The 19202-nt window shown below is 63.5% G+C and carries 18 protein-coding genes and 1 other RNA gene; 1 reads left to right on the top strand and 18 read right to left on the bottom strand.

Annotation, left to right across the window (positions count from 1 at the left end; genetic code table 11):
- Positions 1-197: 197 nt before the first annotated feature.
- From murB to mraZ, 12 genes are read right to left on the bottom strand one after another with little or no spacing between them, the layout of a single operon-like run.
- On the bottom strand, positions 198-1163 hold the full coding sequence (gene murB / locus NKI73_RS17200) for a UDP-N-acetylmuramate dehydrogenase (protein WP_352631676.1): 966 nt from the start codon (positions 1161-1163) through the stop codon (positions 198-200).
- A complete protein-coding gene (gene murC, locus NKI73_RS17195; RefSeq protein WP_352631674.1) occupies positions 1160-2566 on the bottom strand; it encodes a UDP-N-acetylmuramate--L-alanine ligase in 1407 nt (468 codons plus the stop codon). Before murC ends, murB begins: the two co-directional genes overlap by 4 nt.
- Positions 2563-3690, bottom strand: coding sequence for an undecaprenyldiphospho-muramoylpentapeptide beta-N-acetylglucosaminyltransferase (murG, locus tag NKI73_RS17190; protein ID WP_352631672.1), 1128 nt, complete (start codon positions 3688-3690; stop codon positions 2563-2565). The genes murC and murG overlap by 4 nt, the downstream gene beginning before the upstream one ends.
- 1 nt (position 3691) lies before the next feature.
- Positions 3692-4843, bottom strand: a complete 1152-nt coding sequence (gene ftsW, locus NKI73_RS17185; protein ID WP_292189153.1) for a putative lipid II flippase FtsW — start codon at positions 4841-4843, stop codon at positions 3692-3694.
- Positions 4843-6243, bottom strand: a complete 1401-nt coding sequence (murD, locus tag NKI73_RS17180) for a UDP-N-acetylmuramoyl-L-alanine--D-glutamate ligase (RefSeq protein WP_352631670.1) — start codon at positions 6241-6243, stop codon at positions 4843-4845. The genes ftsW and murD overlap by 1 nt, the downstream gene beginning before the upstream one ends.
- 8 nt (positions 6244-6251) lie before the next feature.
- The gene (mraY, locus tag NKI73_RS17175) at positions 6252-7334 is read right to left on the bottom strand and encodes a phospho-N-acetylmuramoyl-pentapeptide-transferase (RefSeq protein ID WP_352631668.1); all 1083 of its coding nucleotides are present in this window, start codon (positions 7332-7334) and stop codon (positions 6252-6254) included.
- 18 nt (positions 7335-7352) lie between these two features.
- Complete coding sequence (locus NKI73_RS17170) at positions 7353-8810, bottom strand: UDP-N-acetylmuramoylalanyl-D-glutamyl-2,6-diaminopimelate--D-alanyl-D-alanine ligase (RefSeq protein ID WP_352631667.1); 1458 nt, start codon at positions 8808-8810, stop codon at positions 7353-7355.
- Positions 8807-10261 (bottom strand): UDP-N-acetylmuramoyl-L-alanyl-D-glutamate--2,6-diaminopimelate ligase, encoded by a 1455-nt coding sequence (locus NKI73_RS17165; protein ID WP_352631665.1) that lies wholly within the window; start codon positions 10259-10261, stop codon positions 8807-8809. The genes NKI73_RS17170 and NKI73_RS17165 overlap by 4 nt, the downstream gene beginning before the upstream one ends.
- Positions 10262-10315: 54 nt before the next feature.
- On the bottom strand, positions 10316-12025 hold the full coding sequence (locus NKI73_RS17160) for a peptidoglycan D,D-transpeptidase FtsI family protein (RefSeq protein WP_352631663.1): 1710 nt from the start codon (positions 12023-12025) through the stop codon (positions 10316-10318).
- Positions 12022-12417: a cell division protein FtsL gene (gene ftsL, locus NKI73_RS17155; RefSeq protein WP_352631661.1), complete on the bottom strand. Its 396-nt coding sequence runs from the start codon at positions 12415-12417 to the stop codon at positions 12022-12024. Before ftsL ends, NKI73_RS17160 begins: the two co-directional genes overlap by 4 nt.
- A 4-nt stretch (positions 12418-12421) precedes the next feature.
- On the bottom strand, positions 12422-13453 hold the full coding sequence (gene rsmH, locus NKI73_RS17150) for a 16S rRNA (cytosine(1402)-N(4))-methyltransferase RsmH (protein ID WP_352631659.1): 1032 nt from the start codon (positions 13451-13453) through the stop codon (positions 12422-12424).
- Positions 13450-13908: a division/cell wall cluster transcriptional repressor MraZ gene (gene mraZ, locus NKI73_RS17145; protein WP_352631657.1), complete on the bottom strand. Its 459-nt coding sequence runs from the start codon at positions 13906-13908 to the stop codon at positions 13450-13452. Before mraZ ends, rsmH begins: the two co-directional genes overlap by 4 nt.
- A gap of 408 nt (positions 13909-14316) precedes the next feature.
- On the opposite strand from mraZ, the gene NKI73_RS17140 reads away from it, so the two are divergent.
- Complete coding sequence (locus tag NKI73_RS17140; protein ID WP_352631655.1) at positions 14317-15429, top strand: cystathionine gamma-lyase; 1113 nt, start codon at positions 14317-14319, stop codon at positions 15427-15429.
- Positions 15430-15437: 8 nt separating this feature from the next.
- Here NKI73_RS17140 and NKI73_RS17135 read toward each other — a convergent pair whose 3' ends face one another.
- The 6 genes from NKI73_RS17135 to NKI73_RS17110 form a co-directional block, all read right to left on the bottom strand.
- On the bottom strand, positions 15438-15671 hold the full coding sequence (locus tag NKI73_RS17135; protein WP_352631693.1) for a type II toxin-antitoxin system ParD family antitoxin: 234 nt from the start codon (positions 15669-15671) through the stop codon (positions 15438-15440).
- An 85-nt stretch (positions 15672-15756) separates the two neighbouring features.
- Positions 15757-16167: RNase P RNA component class A (gene rnpB / locus NKI73_RS17130), an RNA gene on the bottom strand.
- A gap of 50 nt (positions 16168-16217) precedes the next feature.
- The gene (locus NKI73_RS17125; protein ID WP_352631653.1) at positions 16218-16946 is read right to left on the bottom strand and encodes a lytic transglycosylase domain-containing protein; all 729 of its coding nucleotides are present in this window, start codon (positions 16944-16946) and stop codon (positions 16218-16220) included.
- 209 nt (positions 16947-17155) lie between these two features.
- Complete coding sequence (locus NKI73_RS17120; RefSeq protein WP_352631651.1) at positions 17156-17911, bottom strand: N-acetylmuramoyl-L-alanine amidase; 756 nt, start codon at positions 17909-17911, stop codon at positions 17156-17158.
- On the bottom strand, positions 17908-18627 hold the full coding sequence (locus NKI73_RS17115; protein WP_352631649.1) for a TerB family tellurite resistance protein: 720 nt from the start codon (positions 18625-18627) through the stop codon (positions 17908-17910). The genes NKI73_RS17120 and NKI73_RS17115 overlap by 4 nt, the downstream gene beginning before the upstream one ends.
- A 176-nt stretch (positions 18628-18803) precedes the next feature.
- On the bottom strand, positions 18804-19064 hold the full coding sequence (locus NKI73_RS17110) for a hypothetical protein (protein ID WP_109668284.1): 261 nt from the start codon (positions 19062-19064) through the stop codon (positions 18804-18806).
- Positions 19065-19202 lie beyond the last annotated feature (138 nt).

Below are 19202 nucleotides of genomic sequence, written 5' to 3'. Positions count from 1 at the left end.
GCGTCGAACGACTCAAATCAGAAAACGCTTTCGAACAGAGAATCAGAGAGTTGATTCACTGGCAAGTGCTTACGATTCCGAGAGATTCACTTTCTGAGAAAATGGATGCGAAAAGCGTGTCGTTGAGTCTTCGGGGCAACGGTTGGGGCCGTTTTGGCACCGTCGAACTTCATGTGTCACATGAAGTTCGAAGCGGGCTAAAGAAGCTGCCCGAGAAACTCCTGCACGGCATGTCCCGGCCGGAAATTGCCGATGCGCTTGATTTCCCATTGCAGCCGGATACCGGAATTCTCCAGCACCCGCGTGCGCACCGTCTCGCCGAGATATTCAAGGTCGTAGCCGGTCGCGGTTCCCGTGTTGATCATGAAGTTGCAATGCATCGGCGACATCTGCGCGCCGCCGATCATCAGGCCGCGGCAGCCTGCCTTGTCGATCTCCTTCCAGGCTGACGTGCCTTCGGGATTCTTGAAGGTCGAGCCACCTGTCTTCTCGCGGATCGGCTGCACGGTCTCGCGATGGTTCTGCACGGCATCCATCGCCGCCTTGATCGCGGCCTTGTCCTCGGCAAAGCCTTCGAACACGGCCGAGGTGAAGATAAGCCCGGCAGGTGCTGCTGAATGACGATAGGCATAACCCATATCGGCATTGCTCAGCGTCCGCACATTGCCCTTGCGGTCGAGCGCGCGCACCTCGACGACGCGCTCGCGCGTCTCGACGCCATTGGCACCGGCATTCATCCGCAGTGCGCCGCCGATGGCGCCGGGAATGCCGTGATAGAAATGAAAGCCGCCAATGCCGGCATCGAGCGCCACCGCAGCGACGCGCTTGTCGGGCGTGGCCGTGCCAGCCTTGATCCTGATTGGCGAAATGACTTCCGCTTCGCCAAACCCCTTGGCCGAAAGCCTGATGACAAAGCCCGAAATGCCGCCGTCACGGACCAGAAGGTTCGAGCCGACGCCGACGATGGTCAGCGGTATTTCCTCCGGAACGGCTTTGAGGAACGCGGCGAGGTCCTCCTCGTCCGCCGGCTGGAACAGAGCTTCCGCCAGGCCACCCGCACGGAACCAGGTGATCTTGTCCATCTCGGCATTCGGCGTGATGCGGCCGCGCAGGCCGGCAAGCCGGTCGCCAAGTCTGTCGATCAGGGCCTGGCCGTGCATCATGAGACGGTCCCGCCAAGCTCCTTGGGCAATGCATAGGCCCATTGGGTGATGTTGCCGGCGCCCAGGAAGACGACGAAGTCGCCTGACTTGGCCAGATCGCGGATGATGGGCGCAATCGCTGCCGGTCCTTCGATGTAGCGCGCGTCGCGATGGCCGCCGGCGCGGATGCGCGACACCAATGCGTCCGAGCTGACGCCGTCGATCGGCTCCTCGCCGGCTGCGTAGACCGGCGCCACCATCACCGTGTCGGCGTCGTTGAAGCAGGCGGAAAACTCGTTGAACAGATCATGCAGCCGGGTGAAGCGATGCGGCTGCGCAATGGCGATGACGCGACCCTTGGTGGCGCTGCGCGCCGCTTTCAGCACCGCCGAGATCTCGACCGGGTGGTGGCCGTAATCGTCGAACACGTCGACGCCGTTCCACGAGCCGGTATGGGTGAAGCGGCGCTTGACGCCGGCGAAAGACGACAGGCCCTTCTTGATCGCCTCGGCCGACAGGCCAAGCTCATGCGCGACGGCGATCGCGGCCGTCGCGTTGGACACGTTGTGACGGCCGGGCATCGGCAGGCGCAGGCCTGATATGGTCGTCTGGCCGCCGGTTTTGCGATCGCGGATTACCACGTCGAATTCCGAAATGGCGCCCGCCATGCGGTGGTTGGTGAAGCGCACATCGGCCTGCGCGTTCTCGCCGTAGGTGACGATGCGGCGGTCCTCGATACGGCTGACCAGCGCCTGCACTTCCGGATGATCGGTGCACATCACGCCAAAACCGTAGAACGGCACGTTCTCGACGAACTGGCGGAACGCTTCGCGCACCTTGTCGAAGCTGCCATAGTGATCGAGATGCTCGGGATCGATGTTGGTGACGACGGCGATCTCGGCCGGCAGCTTGAGGAACGTGCCGTCGCTCTCGTCGGCTTCGACCACCATCCACTCGCCGTCGCCCATGCGCGCATTGGTGCCATAGGCATTGATGATGCCGCCATTGATGACGGTCGGATCGAGCCCACCGGCATCGAGCAAGGTCGCCACCATCGAAGTCGTCGTCGTCTTGCCATGCGTGCCGCCGATCGCCACCGCCTGGCGGAAGCGCATCAGTTCGGCCAGCATCTCTGCCCGGCGCACGATCGGCAGCAGCTTTTCTCGCGCGGCCTTGAGTTCCGGATTCGATTTCTTGATCGCCGTCGAGACGACCACCACCTCGGCATCGCCGAGATTTTCGGCCTTGTGGCCGACGAAGCATTCGATGCCCTTGTCGCGAAGCCGCTGCACATTGGCGCTTTCGGCCTGGTCGGACCCTTGCACCTTGTAGCCGAGATTGTGCAGCACTTCGGCAATGCCGCTCATGCCGATGCCGCCAATGCCGATGAAATGTACAAGGCCGATGGTCTGCGGCATCTTCATGCGTGCGTCCCCTTCCTGAAATCCGAAACGGTTTTTTTGGACGCAATAGCCTCTGTGAGATCGGCGAGCAACCGTGCCGCGTTCGGCCGGCCGGCCGATTTCGCGCCCGCCGCCATCGCCACAAGCCGCTCAGGCTGGTCCATCAGCCCGCCGAGGAGCGCTGCGATGCGTTCGGGTGAAAGCGAGGATTGCGGGTGCACTTCGCCGCCGCCGCCGGCGGCAAGGGCCGCCGCGTTCGCCGCCTGGTCGTGATCGAGCGCGTAGGGGTAAGGCACCAGCAGCGCCGGCCGGCCGATGACGGCGATCTCCGAGACGGTCGAAGCGCCGGAGCGCGAGATCACCAGATGCGCGGCCGCCATGCGCTGCGCCATATCGGTGAAGAAGGGCGAGACCTCGGCGGCGACGCCGAGTGCCGCATAGGCCGCCTTGACCCGCGCCACGTCGTCCGCGCGCGCCTGCTGCGTGATTACCAGCCGCTTGCGCTGGGTATCGGAAAGCAGCGCGATCGCCCCCGGCACGGCGTCGGAAAAGAATTGGGCGCCCTGGCTACCGCCGAACACCAGCAGTCGGAACGGCTGTTCCCCGGCCGACGCCGCATAAGCCGTCTTGGCCGCTTCCAGCACGGCAGGCCTGACCGGATTGCCCGTCGTCACCGTCTTGGTGCCGGCGGCACTGGTGTCCTGCGGCAGGAAGCCGCCGGCGATCGCATCGACACGACCGGCCAGCGCCCGGTTGGCGCGCCCCATCACCGCGTTCTGCTCGTGGATCAGCGTCGGCACCTTGCGCCGTGTCGCCGCGTAGAGCGGCGGCAAGGTCGGATAACCGCCGAAGCCAACGACGGCATCCGGCTTGATCCTGGCGATGATGGCGGAAGCCTGGCGCACGCCGCGCCAGATTTTCCAGAAGGCGCCAAGCACGGCAAAAGGATTTTTCGAACCCATCGTCGCCGACTGGATCGGATGGATGGCGGCGGCCGGAAAATGGCCGGCGAACCGCTCGGCACGGTCGTCGGTCGCCAGATGCACCGACCAGCCGCGCTCGTTCAGCTCATGCGCCAGCGCCTCGGCAGGGAAAAGATGCCCACCGGTTCCGCCCGCCGCGAGAAGGATGACGCCTCTGGCCATATCACTCCGCCGGGACGGCGCGCTGCGACAGGCCAAAGCCCATCTGCTTGCGCTTTTCCGGCCGCTTGCGTGTCAGCGCCAGCACCATTCCCATCGAGATGGCGATGGCGATCTGCGAGGAGCCGCCATAGGAGATGAACGGCAGCGTCATGCCTTTGGCCGGCACAAGTTGCAGGTTGACGCACATGTTGATGACGGCCTGCAGGCCGAAGACGGTGACGAGACCGCCGACCGCATAGCGGGTGAAATCGTCATGCTCCTTCAGCGCCGTGTTGAGGCCGCGCAGCACGATGAAGGCAAAGATCGACATGATGAAGAAGCACATGATCAGCCCGAACTCTTCGCCGGCGACCGAGAAGACGAAGTCGGCATGGCTGTCGGGAATGACCCGCTTGACGGTGCCCTCGCCCGGCCCGACGCCGAACCAGCCGCCATTGATCAGCGCCTCGCGTCCCATGTCGACCTGGAACGTGTCGCCTTCGCCGGTAAGGAACTTGTCGATGCGCAAGGCAACGTGCGGAAACACCGTATAGGCGGCAAAGACGCCGCCGACACCGGCGGCACCCAGCGCCACGATCCACAGCCATGGCAGCCCAGCCATGAAGAACATGATACCCCAGGTGCCGGTCGTCAGCATGGTCTGGCCGAGGTCCGGTTGCGCCACCAGCAACGACACGACCAGCACTAGCAACAGCATGGCGAACAGATTGCCGGGAATGTCGGGCTGGCGCTTGTGCTCGGCAAACAGCCAGGCGCACATGATGACGAAGGCGGGTTTCAGAAATTCCGAAGGCTGGATCGACAGGCCGGCAAGCGACACCCAGCGGCGCGCGCCCTTCACCTCGACGCCGATGTAGAGCACCGCCACCATCAGCACCAGCATCAGGCACAGCATGATCAATGCCATGCGCCGGATTTCCCTGGAATCGAGGAAGGAAACGGCCAGCATGACGCCTAGCGCCGGCACGGTGAAGATGATCTGCCTTGTGGCGAAGTGGAAACTGTCGAGACCGATGCGTTCGGCCACCGCCGGGCTGGCGGCGAAGGATAGCACGATGCCAAGCCCCATCAGCGACAGGAACGCCGCCAGGAACCAGCGATCGATCGTCCACCACCAGGTCGCAACCGGGCTTTTGTCGAGACGGCTTTGCATTATCGTGCCCCTCCGATGGGTTTCACGCCCTCGATAGCATTCGCAGCTTGCCTGAAGGCTTCGCCGCGGACTTCGAAATTCTTGAACTGGTCGAAACTGGCGCAGGCCGGCGACAACAGCACCACCGCCTCGCCGCTGTCGTCCTCGGCCGCATCATGCGCGGCGTGCGCGACCGCCGCGGCCAGCGTCCCTGAAATCTCGTAGGGCACGGCCTCACCCAGCGTCGCGGAAAAGGCAGGCGCGGCCTCGCCAATCAGATAGGCCTTGGCGATGCGCGGGAAGAAACCGCGCAAAGGCTCGATGCCGCCTTCCTTGGGCAGGCCGCCGGCAATCCAGTAGATGCGCGCAAAGCTCGACAGCGCCGGTGCCGCCGCATCGGCATTGGTCGCCTTGGAATCGTTGATGAACAGCACATGGTGCTTGCGGCCGACCTGCTCCATGCGGTGCGCGAGGCCGGGAAAACTTTCCAGCCCGGACTGGACCTCGCCAAGCTCCAATCCGACCTTGAGGCAGGCGGCGACCGCTGCCAGCGCATTTTGCGCATTGTGCTGGCCACGAAGCGAGCCGATGCCCTCGAGGAAGGCGACACGGCTGTAGCGGCCGTGCACCGCTTCCATCAGATCGCTGCCGTCGGCGAAATAGCCGTCGGTCAGCGGCAGCCGCTTGGAAATGCGGATGACATGCCGCCCCGCCCGCTCCAGCCGCTCGGCGATCTGCGCGCACCAGGAATCATCGATGCCGACGATCGCGGTCTCACTGCCGGCCACCAGCCGCTCCTTGATCGCGGCGTAGTGCTGCATGGTGCCGTGACGGTCGAGATGGTCTGGCGTCAGATTGAGCAGGATGCCGGCCGTCGGGTCGATCGAGGGCGCGAGGTCGATCTGGTAGGATGAGCACTCGACGACATAATGCCGATCGGGCTGCGGCGGATCGAGCGTCATCACCGCGCGGCCGATGTTGCCGCCCATCTGCGTGTCGCGGCCTGCAGCTTTCAGGATGTGCGCGGTCAGCGCGGTCGTCGTCGACTTGCCGTTGGTGCCGGTGATGGCAATGAAAGGCGCCGTTGGCGCGCTCAGCATTCGCTCCCGGCAGAAAAGCTCGATGTCGCCGATGATCTCGACGCCGGAGCCGCGCGCCAGCTCCACCGTCCAATGCGGTTTGGGATGCGTCAGCGGCACGCCGGGCGACAGCACGAAAGCCGAGAATTTCGCCCAGTCGGCGCGGCGCAAATCGCCGGTTGCGATACCGGCGGCGGCCGCCTTGGCGACGCTGTCAGGATTGTCGTCCCAGGCCAGCACGTCTGCCCCGCCGGCGATCAGCGCGCGCGCGGTCGCGATCCCCGAGCCACCGAGCCCGAAGAGCGAAACGCGCTTGCCTGAAAAGGATGCGGCGGGGATCAAACGACCTCCTATCTCAGCTTCAGGGTCGACAGGCCGACCAGCGCCAGGATGACGGCGATGATCCAGAAGCGGATCACCACCTGGCTTTCGGTCCAGCCGAGCTTTTCGAAATGATGGTGGATCGGCGCCATCAGGAACACCCGCTTGCCGGTCATCTTGAAATAGCCGACCTGGATGATGACGGACAGGATTTCGACCACGAACAATCCACCGACGATGACTAGCACGATCTCATGCTTGGTGGCGACCGCGACGGTGCCGATCAGGCCGCCCATGGCCAGCGAGCCGGTGTCGCCCATGAAGATCGCCGCCGGCGGCGCGTTGAACCAGAGAAAGCCGAGGCCGGCACCGATGACCGCGCCGAGCACGACAGCCAGTTCGCCGGTGCCTGGCACGAAATGGATCTGCAGATATTCGGCGAACACCGCGTTGCCGGAGAGATAGGCGATGACGCCGAAGGAGGCCGCCGCGATCATGATCGGCACTATCGCCAGCCCGTCCAGGCCGTCGGTCAGGTTCACCGCATTGCCGGCACCAACGATGACGAAGCAGGAGAACGGAATGAAGAACCAGCCGAGATTGACGATGAATTCCTTGGCGAAGGGAAATGTCAGCGACGACGAGAACGGCGCCTGGCCGTTATGCATGATCACCCATGCGGCGATGCCGGCGATGACGAATTCAAGCGCCAGCCGTGCCTTGCCGGAAAAGCCGAGATGCGACTGCTTGGTCACCTTGAGATAGTCGTCGTAAAAGCCGATCGAGCCGAAGCCCAGCGTCACCAACAGCACCACCCAGACATAGATGCTCGACAGGTTCGCCCACAAAAGCGAAGAGCCGATGATGCCCGATAGAATCATCAGACCGCCCATGGTCGGCGTACCGGCCTTCTTGAAATGCGTCTGCGGCCCGTCGGCGCGGATCGGCTGGCCTTTGCCTTGCCGCAGCCGCAGTGAATTGATGATGGCCGGCCCGAAGATGAAGACGATCAGCGCCGACGTGATCAGCGCTCCGCCGGTGCGGAAGGTGATATAGCGGAAGACATTGAAGACCGAGACCTTGTCCGCAAAATCGACGAGCAGTGTAAACATGCGCTTTTCGTCCCCGACCTAGGTCTGTTTTCTGGTTGTCGATTCAGCCGGGAATTTGCCCAGCAGCGCATCGACCAGTTTTGCAAAACCGATGCCTTTCGACGATTTGATCATCACTACATCGCCCGGTTTCAGTGCGGCAAGCAGCACCGGCTTCAGCTCCTCGACGCCGGCGCGGTATTCCGTCTTGACCTCGCCGGGCAATATCTCGGCCAGCGCCCGCATTTCCGGGCCACCGAGAAAGACGGTCTGCGTCCCCGTGCCGACGATGAGATCGGCAAGTGCGGCATGCAGCTTGGCCGAGTGGTCGCCGAGTTCGAGCATGTCGCCGAGCACGGCGATGCGGCGGCCGTCGCCGGTCACCGGCGTCGCGTTGAGCAATGCCATCGCAGCAGCCATCGACGCAGGATTGGCGTTGTAACTCTCGTCGATCAGCGTGATCGGTCCTCCCGGGTGGCCCGAAGTCGGGCCACCGGGATGGCGCAGCACATGGCGCTTCCCGCGCCCGCGCTCGGCCGAGAGATCGGCCAGTGCGAGTGCCACTCTATCGAGATCGGCGCCGACCAGATGCGCCGCCCCCAGCACCGCCAGCACGTTCTGCACCATGTGGCGGCCCGGCGCACCGATCCGCGCGGTCACCTCATGGCCGCTGATTCTGGCGGTGATGTCGGAATGATCCGCATGCAGCTCGCATTGGACTAGCTTGAAGGTCGAGCGCGCATTCTCGCCGAAGCCGTAGACGTGCTCGACACCGGCGGCATGCGCCATCTTGTCGAGAAGCTTGAAGCGCGCATCGTCGCGGTTGAGGATAGCGGCGCCCTCAGGCTCCAGCCCTTCGAAAATCTCGGCCTTGGCCTTGGCGATCTCGTCGAGATTGCGGAAAAAGCCAAGGTGCGCGGCCGCGATCATGGTGACGATGGCGACATGCGGCCTCACCATCTTCACCAGCGGCCGTATCTCGTCAGGATGGTTCATGCCGATCTCGAACACGGCGTAATCGCAATCGGCGGGCATCCGCGCCAATGTAAGCGGCACGCCCCAGTGATTGTTGAACGATTGCGCCGAGGCATGCACCTTGCCGACGGCTTGCAGCACATGGCGCAACGCTTCCTTGGTGGTGGTCTTGCCGGCAGAACCGGTCACCGCGATGATTTTCGCGCTCGAGCGGGCGCGCGACGCGACCCCGAGCTTTTCCAGCGCGACCAGCACATCCTCGACGACGATGATCGGCGCCGTCAGCCGGCCAAGCGACGGCAGCTTGCCTTCGGCCACCACCAGCACCCCGGCGCCGGCCTTGATGGCTGCCGTGGCGAAGTCATGGCCATCCATCGCCTCGCCCTTGATGGCGAAGAAGGCGTCGCCCGGCTGCAGGCTGCGGCTGTCGATCGAAATGCCCGATATGCCGTCCGGCATTGGCCCGAGCGGCCGCCCGTCCATGGCGGCAACCAGCATCTCGGAGGTCCACAGCAAACTCATGCCGCACGCTCCACGAGTGCCGCGCGAACTTCCTCGTGATCGGAAAAATGCAGGGTCTCGGAGCCGACCGTCTGGCCTTCCTCGTGGCCCTTGCCGGCCACGATCAGCGTGTCGCCGGCATGCAGCATGGCGACCGCCTCGTGGATCGCCTGGCGCCGGTCGCCGATTTCTATGGCGCCGGGTGCGGCGGCAAGAATGGCCGCGCGGATCGTTTCCGGCACTTCCGAACGCGGATTGTCGTCGGTGACGATGACGACGTCCGAAAGCCGCGTCGCGATCTCGCCCATGATCGGCCTTTTTCCCCGGTCGCGGTCGCCGCCGCAGCCGAACACGACGATGACGCGCCCGGTGGTGAACGGGCGCACCGAAGCCAGCACGTTTTCCAGCGCATCGGGCTTGTGGGCATAATCGACATAGACGGGTGCGCCATTGGCGGTGGTGCCGACGAGGTCGAGCCGGCCCGGCGCGCCCTTCAGTTTCTCCAACGCCATCAAGGCCTTGGCGACAGGCGTTCCCGTGGAAATGGCAAGCCCCGCCGAAACCAGCGCGTTCGATATCTGGAAATCGCCGGCCAGCGGCAGGTCGACCTCATAGAGCACGCCGTCGGCCTCGACCTCGGCGCGCTGGCGGTGGCGTTCGTGCTCGACCCGCTTCAGCCTGAGGAAATCGCCATGACGGCCGACCGTCAGCACGTTGAGCCCGGCAGCCCGCGCCGCCTCGATCGTCGGCGCCGACCACGGATCGTCGGCGAAGACAACGGCCGGCGCGCCTTTCGGCAACAACGTGTCGAACAAACGCAATTTGGCGCGGTGATAGTCCTCGATGGTCGGATGATAGTCCATATGGTCGCGGCCGAGATTGGTGAAGCCGCCGGCCGCCAGCTTCACACCATCGAGACGGCGCTGATCGAGCCCATGACTGGAGGCTTCCATCGAGGCGTGGGTCACGCCGGCATCCGCCAATTCCCGCAGCAACTGGTGCAGGGCGATCGGATCGGGCGTCGTCAGCGAGCCATAGTCGTTGCGCCCAGGCGCCACCACGCCGGTGGTGCCTATCGAAGCGGAGGCATAACCCGCCTGCTCCCAGACCTGCCTGGTGAAGGCGGCGACCGATGTCTTGCCGCTGGTGCCGGTCACCGCGACCATCGTTTGCGGCTGCTTGCCGAAATAGCGGGCCGCACTCAGCGCCAGCGCCAGACGCGGATCACCGACCGCCAATACCGGAACCGACAGCCCGGCAATGGCGCTGCCCTTGCCCGCCACGATTGCGGCTGCACCGCGCGCGGCGGCGTCGGCGGCATAAACGGCACCATCGGCCTTGGTTCCGGCGAGCGCAAAAAAGACAACGCCCGGTTTTACCTGGCGGGAATCCGAAGAAATCCCTGTAACCTCCAGATCGACGGAAGCTATTCCCTCGACGGGCAGGATACCGGCTAGATCTCTGAGCTTCATCGAGTCCCGTTCACCGCAACAAAATAGCGCGCAGTTACCGGCGCGCCCTAAGAATCACTGATAGGAAACCAGCGTTGCACCATTTTCATGGCTGAAATCTGGCTTCACGCCAAGCATGGCAGCTGAACGCCTGATGATGTTTCCCGCCATAACCCCCGCATTCGAGGCTGCGGTGTTACCCATACCGGGCTTTTCCGGCTTCGGTTCATCGGCAATCGTCAGCACGATGTACTGCGGATCGTCCATCGGAAAGGCGGCGACGAAGGCATTAAAATTCTTTTCCTTGGAGTAACGGCCGTTGACGACCTTCTCCGCCGTTCCGGTCTTGCCGCCGACGCGGTAGCCGGGAACCCTGGCGCTCTTGCCCGAGCCCTTCTCGGCGTTGAGCGAATAGAGATAGCGCATGCCCTCGACGGTCTTTTCGCTGACCACCCTCTTGGCCACAGCCATCGCTTCTGCCTGCGTACGCATCAGGAAGGTAGGGTTCATCAGGAAGCCACCATTCATCAGAGCGGCGCAGCCGACCGCCGTCTGCAACGGCGTCGTCGAAACGCCATGGCCGAAGGCGATGGTGATCGAATTGACCTGTTTCCAGACCTTGGGTTCGGTCGGGCGGGCAACCTCCGGCAGTTCGGTCTGCATCTTCTCCAGCACGCCGAGGCGGTGCAGGAATTCGCGATGCCCCTCGATGCCGACCGCTTCAGCTTCCTTGGCCGAACCGATGTTGGAGGAGTAGATGAACACTTCCGGCACCGACAGAACGCGGCCCTTGCCGTGGAAGTCGTGAATGGTCTGGCGGCCGATCCGGATCGGACGTGAGGCGTCGAAGCGGCTCTCCAGCGTGATCTTGCCGGAATCGAGCGCCATGGCGGTGGTAAAGCTCTTGAAGGTCGAACCCATTTCGTAGAGGCCCGCCGACATGCGGTTCAACCGATCCTTGTCCTGTGCATTGTAAGGGTTGTTCGGGTCGAAATCCGGCACCGAGGCCATGGCCACCACTTCGCCGGTCTTGACGTTGAGCACAACGGCGCCAGCGCCCACGGCGCGATAGCGCTCCAGGCCGGCGGCGATCTCGTCACGGACGATGTGCTGAACACGCAGATCGATCGAAAGCTTCACCGGCTTGAGATCCTTGGCCATCGCGAGGCCCGATGCCTGCAGGTCGCTCAAACCCTGCTCATCGACATATTTCTCCATGCCGGAGATGCCCTGGTTGTCGATGTTGGTAAGCCCGACAATATAGGACGAGGTCTCACCGCTCGGATAGAAGCGGCGCTTCTCGGTGCGGAAGCCAAAGCCGGGGATGCCGAGCTGCATGATGTCGGACTGCTGCTTGGGGGTCAGCTGCCGCTGCAGCCAGACGAAACCGGCGCCGCTCTTCAGCTTATGGTAGGTCTGCTCATAGTCGATGTCCGGAAGCACCGTCGACAGCCTCTCGATCGCCTCGTCGGCGTCGACGATGCGGCGCGGCTCGGCAAACAACGACGCCGTCTTGATATCCGTCGCCAGCACTTCGCCGTTGCGATCGACAATGTCGGGCCGCGATGCCGTTACCCGGCTTTGCGGACCGCCCGACATGTCGGGGGTCTGGAAGCCGAGATAGACCAGGCGCCCGGAAATGGTCGAGAAAATACCGAAGAACACCGCCATCGTCATCACGATGCGCGTCCTGCCCTTGCCGCCGGTCGCCTTGCGGGCGCCCTCGACCACGATCGATCCGTCTCCACCAGTCTTGACGCGACGCTTCAGCAGTTTGCCGATCATTGGGCGATGCCTCCGGTCACCACGGGATCCCTGCTGCCCGGCGGCGCTTGGTCGGAATTGTCGGCCATACCACCCTGGCGCCCGTTCAGGATGTCCTGAATGTCCAGAGCTTTGGCAGGCAGATCACCGATGCCGACGATCTGGCGAGCGCTGACCGGCTGGAGCTCGAGCTGCGACTTGTAGAGCTCGGCCAGCTTCTGCAGCCGCGACGGCTGGGTGAGCAGGCTCCAGTCCGCCTTGAGCAGGTCGATCGTGTCCTCCTCATAGCGGATCTGTGCATGGATCTTCTGCACCGAAGCCAATTGTTCCTCGGCCTCGCGCTTGGCCTTGTAGGTAAGGGCCGCCGCTGCAACCATGACGGCAATCAGGACAATGTCGCTGGTACGAAACACGTGCTTACCTCTCCCCCGGCCGGTCTGTGCCGGGAAGCTTTGGGCCGGGAAGTTTTGGAAGGCCGAAAATCGAAAAGTCGCTGCTGCGCGCCGGCGCCTCGGTGCGGACTGCCGCGCGCAGCCTGGCCGAACGGGCGCGCGGATTGGCCGCCACCTCGGCATCGCCGGCAGTCACGCCGCCGCCCGCCTTGCGGAAGGTCGCGGTGCGCGCCTGTGCCTCGGGCAAGTGACGCGATCCGGTGGCGACGTCGGAGCGGTCGGCGATGAAACGCTTCACGATACGGTCTTCCAGCGAATGGAACGTCACCACGGCGAGCCGTCCGCCCGGCTTCAGCGCGCGTTCGGCCGCGAACAGCGCCTTGGCCAGTTCGCCAAGCTCATCATTGACGAAGATGCGCAGCGCCTGGAAGACGCGCGTCGCCGGATGGATCTTGTCCTTCGGCGCGCGGCCGATATGCGTCTCGATCGCATCGGCCAGTTCCAGCGTGCGCTCGAACGGACGCTTTTCGCGGCGAGCCTCGATCATGCGGGCGATGCGCCCGGCATGACGCTCCTCGCCGAGGAAGCCGAAGATGCGGGCAAGGTCGCCCGGCTTGAAGCTGTTGACGACGTCGGCAGCGCTCAAACCCGCCTGCGCCATGCGCATGTCGAGCGGCCCGTCGGCGCGGAACGAAAACCCGCGCTCGGCCTGGTCGAGCTGCATCGAGGACACACCGATGTCGAGCACGACGCCGTCGGCACTCTCGACATGTTCGTCCAGCGTGGAGAACGGCGCCTGCACCAGCCTCAGCCTGCCGTGCGACTGCACTTCCAGATCGCGCCCGGCAGCGATCGCATCTGGATCGCGGTCGATCGCCACCACGGAAGCGCCTGTCGCCAGAATGGCCCTGGTGTAGCCGCCGGCGCCGAACGTGCCGTCGATGATGGTGTCGCCCTCCGCCGGCGTCAGTGCTTCCAGCACTTCGGCGAGGAGGACCGGAATGTGGCGGGCCGATCCGCCAACGGCGTGAAGATCATCGCCGTGACCCACCGTCATTCCGGTCGCTCCCCAGGCTTCGTCCCCTGCCGAAGCTGCAAAAGCCGGGCTCGCGCCTGCGCCCCATAAGCAGCAAGCCGTCCCGGCTCCCAGATCTGAAAGAAATTGCCGCGTCCGACAAAGGCCGCGTCCGACGAAATGCCAGTATGTTCGCGAATGAAGTCGCTCATCGTGATGCGGCCGTCCTGGTCGAGCTTCAAGAATGTTCCGTCGCCATGGCAGAAGAACGACATATCGTCCGCCGTCTGCAGGAAGGGATCTTCGAGTGCGATGCGCTGCTCGTAGCGGTCGAGCAGGTCGAGCCCGCCGACATCCATCGCCGGCAGATCGAGGCAGCGCAGTGCATAGAGTTCCGAATAGCCGCGCTTCTGCACAACGGCACGGAAATGCGCCGGAACGGATACCCGTCCCTTCGCATCGATCCTGCTCACCGTGTTCGAGAGAAACCGGTCCATTAAACGCTACAGCCGCTTGCGCCGCCGCACCCCTCTTCATCGTGTCGCACGCGCCGCCGCGGCGCGTTCCCTGCCCCGTATCAACCCCGTTCGCTCGGGCAAAAATCGGCAAACGCGCAGCCGCCGCGGCTGCCCGATTGGCGTACGCTTTACCCTGACGCGGAACGAAGGCTTTGATGTCAAATGGGATATCATGGGGCACTATGGGCGTCAACGGGAATAGGCTTCACAAACACGCGCGCCGCAACCATTGAGAGCAGCCTTGACGGCACGTCTCGTCTTTATGGTCTATTAAGCCTAACGAAGCGTTTAGAGCCGTCTGGCCCAAACGGACGCGCCTTGCCGCGAGGCGCTACCCGGCATAGCGTCTCGCCGCATCCGGTCGGTCACCAAAGGGTTTGAAAATCGATGTCTGAAACAGCGAACAGTCGCGCTGCAGCACTGTCCCATCTGCGCAGCAGCGGGCTTGCCACGGGCGATTCCATCCCTCTGCCCCTGACCATGGCCGCCATTTTTCACGCGCCCGGCGACGCCACCGGTTTCAACCAGTACGGCCGCTTCAGCAACCCGACCTGGGATGCGGTCGAACATATGCTGGCCCATCTGGAGGACGCGCCCTGCGTCGCCTTTCCTTCGGGAATGGCGGCGATCTCGGCAGCATTTTTTGCCGTGCTCAAGGCCGGCGACCGTGTCCTGCTGCCTTCGGACGGCTACCACACGACAAGGGCTTTGGCCGATCGCTTCCTCAAGCCGCTCGGCATCACCTACGATGTCAGGCCGACCTCGACCTTCCTCGATGGCGGCTTCGAAGGGTATCGCCTTGCCTTTGTCGAAACCCCTGCCAATCCGGGGCTGGATATCTGCGATATCGCGGCGGTCGCCGACGCCGTTCACAAAGCCGGCGCGATCCTTGTGGTCGACAACACGACCATGACGCCCTTCGGCCAGCGGCCGCTCGACCATGGCGCCGATATCGTCATTGCCGCCGACACCAAGGCGCCCAATGGCCATTCCGATGTGCTGTTCGGCCATGTCGGCAGCCGCAATGCCGATATCATCGCCGCCGTGACCGGCTGGCGCGAGGTTTCCGGCAGCATTCCCGGTCCGTTCGAAGCCTGGCTGGTGCATCGCGGCCTGGAGACACTGGACGTGCGCTTCGATCGCATGTGCTCCTCGGCGGAAGTCATCGCGCGGCGGCTGAAAGGCCACAGGGCAATCAGCGGCCTGCGTTTCCCCGGGCTGGAGAGCGATCCGTCGCACAACCTTGCCCGCGCCCAGATGGAGCGCTTCGGCTTTCTCATTTCTTTCGAACTTGCCTCGGAGGACAAGGCCGAGAATTTCATCAACAACTGCGAACTGATGCAGGCCGCGACATCCTTCGGCGGCGTCCACACCTCCGCCGAACGGCGCTTGAAGCGAGGCGATGCGGTTTCCGCCGGTTTCGTGCGCCTCTCGGTCGGCTGCGAGCCGGTGGAAGAGCTCTGGAAGGCGATCGAGACGTCGCTAGACAAGATCAGCTGACAAATCGGCTAAGAGCTTTTTGCCTCTGCCATTTTGAGATATCTGGCGCGCGCTCGTTCGATAATCGGCGGCCCCTCAAGAGCGGGCCCGCTGTCGATCCCCTCCTGCACCAGTCTGCGCAATTCCTCGACCGTATAGCCGTGCAGATCGCGCCGGTCTTTCCATTGCCTCAGCGCGTCGCGGATCACCTCGCTCGCCGACGCATATTCGCCGGCGGCGACCACATCATCCACCGCCTGCAGCTGAACAAGCTTGAATCAACAGGCGCGCCCGAGGGCGCAACCTGCTGATCTCAAGAGACTTCTCTTTGATATCGCGGGAGAAAAAATTGCCAGCTGGCCTATAAGCCGGGTTTTGTATGGCCCTCGCCCCTTGCGGTGCGAGAACGTGGCGGCCATTCATCTTGGGCGTATGTTGCCATGCGCCTCACGCAACCTACCCGGACGGTGGGCCGGAAACAGCCCTCGAGGGTTTCCCCTCGCACCGCCCCTATTCGGTCTTGCTCCCGGTGGGGTTTACCGTGCCGCTCCTGTTGCCAGTCGCGCGGTGGGCTCTTACCCCACCCTTTCACCCTTGCCCCGAATCCGGCAAAGCCGAACCGTGGCGGTTTGCTTTCTGTGGCACTTTCCCTGGGGTCGCCCCCGCCGGCCATTAACCGGCACCGTATTTCCATGGAGCCCGGACTTTCCTCACCCGCGGCCTTTCGGCGTTTGCTGGTGCGGCCGCCCGGCCAGCTGGCAAGGCGTATAAAGGGGTTCACGCTCGAAAACGCAAACGAAAAAGCAGACTTATGCCGGCGATCCAAGCGCGGCCATCTGCACCTTGACCTTGCCGCAATACGCAGCCGACACCGGGTTCATTCGGGTTGCGGCGTGCCCGGCATTGTATTTCAGAATCGTGCCGCAGGTCGTGCCGCCGCCGAGATTCCGCGCCATGGCAAGGTATTTCATGCCGTATTTGATGTTGGTGTCGGGATCGAACAGGCCCTTGGCGGAACCGCTATAGCCCATCATCCGCGCTGTTGCCGGCTTGATCTGCATCAGGCCGATCTCGCCGGCGCTGCCGACGATGTTGGGCCGGTAGTTGCTCTCGATCTTGATGACCGCGGTGGCTAGCGACACCGGAACGCCTTCGATCGCCGCATAGCGGGCAACGATTGCGGAATACTGGCCGCTGCTGGCCACCGCGGCCGTCGATGCCGCCACGTTCCTCAGACCAACCGACGCCGTTGTCGTCATGTCGACGGTCTTGCGGCCGCGCTTCGTCTGCCTTTTGGCGGTAGACTTCTTCGGCTTGGACCAGCTTGCCTTTTCCACTTTGGCGGAAGCCCGCTTCGTCGCCTTGGCGTCGTGGCTTGCCTTACCGCTTCTGGCCAACGTGGCCTTGCCGCCTTTCGCGGATACCACGACAAGCCCTTGATCGGCCCGTGGGCTGAGTGGTGCGGCATGCGCCGCGCTGAAGGCAAAAGTCATTACGCCGGCAGCAAGAGCTGCCGTTAAAACGGTCAATTTCTGCATGTGATCCTGTTCTGTCTGAACCGCGTGAAGAAGTTCACGCAGCAACGCTTAATCAATATCGGAACATCCGGGGGCTGTGGGTCCGACAACTTGCACGTCAGCCGTTTGACGCTCGAATTGGTGTCAAACAAGGCCAGGCAAGTCACTTTAAGTGACAGCTTGTAATTTAAGGATTTGAAGAGGACTGCGAAGAGAGGTCTTTCCTGGGATCAGGGCCTTACGGAAGCAAGCAGCCTTTGCAGCGTCCGCAGCGTCGAGCCATCGGCAACGCCATCCACCTTGCGCGGCCGGAAATGCCGCTGGAAGGCTTCGACGACGATTTCCGTCTGCCGGTCGAAAATGCCCGAAATCTCGACGCCATAGCCGTAGAGAGCCAGCATCGATTGCAACGCCTCGACATCGCCGCCGGTGTCGCCAACCTTGAGCTTGGCCCCTTGTCTGACGGGGGCGGCCGTCACGAGATGCCCGACACCGGCCTCGAAAAGCGTCCGCCACGGAAACTTCTCGCCCGGATCGATCTTGCGCCCCGGCGCTACGTCGGAATGCGCGAGCACCCGCTCGGCGGCAATCGAATGCCGCCCGGCGATCCCCCTGCACAGCCCAATCACCGCATCGATCTGCCGCCTTGGGAAACCGGGATAGCCCAGCGAATGTCCCGGATTGACGATCTCGATGCCGACCGAACAGGAATTGATGTCGGCGCGCCCGAACCACGAACTCTTGCCGGCGTGCCAGGCGCGGTCGCTTTCCCTGACCATCTGCACGATGTGGCCGTTTTCGTGGACGAGATAATGCGACGAGACCTCGCTGGCCGGATCGCACAGCCACGCCTCGGCCCCGGTGCCGGTCGCCATGCCGGTGTAGTGCAGCACGATCATGTCAGGCTTGAGTGTCTCGCGCCGCGGGCCGAAATTCGGCGATACCCTGACCTCGGCACGTGGCTCGTCGGGCAGGAAACCGCTCATGCGTGGCGCAGACCCCGCTCGATCATCTCATAGGCGGCATTGATCGCCGCCACCCTGGTGGTTGCGATCTCGATGAATTCCTGCGGCAGGCCGCGCGCGATCAGCCTGTCCGGATGATTGTCGGAAACCAGCTTTCGATAGCGCTTCCTGACCTCTTCGAACGGCTTGCCGCGCTCAATGCCGAGCACGACATAGGGATCCCCGGCGCCCAGATTGACGTGCCGCGCCATGATGCTTTCGTAATGTGCCTCGTCGATGCGGAAAATCTCGGCGATGCGGTGCAGAAAGTGGCCTTCGCGCTCATGCACCAGACCATCGGCCTTGGCGATATGGAACAGGCCGTCGAGTATGTCTTCCAGCATCACGCAGTTGGAATGCCCCGAGCCGCATAGCTGCGCCATCCGCTCGGCATAGGTCTCGAAACCGGCCACGTCGCGCTGGGCGAGATCGAACAGCCGCGCCACATTGCGCGTCTCCTTCGGCGGCACATCGAAGATTTCCTGGAAGGCGCGCACCTCGTCTTGGGTGACGATGCCATCGGCCTTGGCCATCTTGGCCGACAGCGCGATCATCGCCACCGAAAAGGCGACACGCCGGCGCAGATCCGCATCGCCGGAGAAAACCGTGCGCACGGCCTCGACGACGTCGGCGACACCCGACGAGGCTGAAGATGAAACGCGGTTGATGAACTCGCCGAGGCGATCCCAAATCGACATGGCCTGCTTCTTAGAGCCACCGTCCCCTGCTATCAAGCCGGGACAGTGCCGCAGGCTTCAGCACGACAAACTGGTCCGACGTTGACGCGGGATGTGCCCGCGGCGCTCGGACAGAATGAGAAAGGCCGACGTGAGCCGGCCTTTCTCATTCATCACACGAAGTACTGCGTTACTGACTACTGCGCGGGCGCAGGAGCTGGTGTTGCCGGAGCCGGCTCGGCAGGCTTCTCGGGTGTGATGCTCTTCGTGGTCGAATTATCGGTAGCCGGAGGCGTTGCCGCCGGTGGTGTTGCTTCCGGCGTAGCCGGCTTCATCGGCTGTTCGGCGGCCGGCGGGTTGGTGCTCTGGGTGGTGGTGTTATCCGTACCACTGTCGCTGCAGGCGGCAACGCCAAGCAAAGCCAACGCGGAAACGGACGCGAGAATGAGCTTTTTCATAGTTTCTCTCCTTCAACACACGTTCACGTTGCGGTGAACGGTCGAAGGGAAAATGCATCAGACAGCCATCAGTTTCGTAACGTTGCATGTCCGCATGTAACATCATGCGCATGGCCGTTGCCGGCCAAGCCATTGCGA

Origin of the sequence: Mesorhizobium sp. M0496, assembly GCF_040321205.1 — a bacterium.
Classification (GTDB): Bacteria; Pseudomonadota; Alphaproteobacteria; order Rhizobiales; family Rhizobiaceae; genus Mesorhizobium.
Note: the sequence above shows the minus strand (reverse complement) of the source record. Positions and strands in the feature narration are given on the sequence as shown.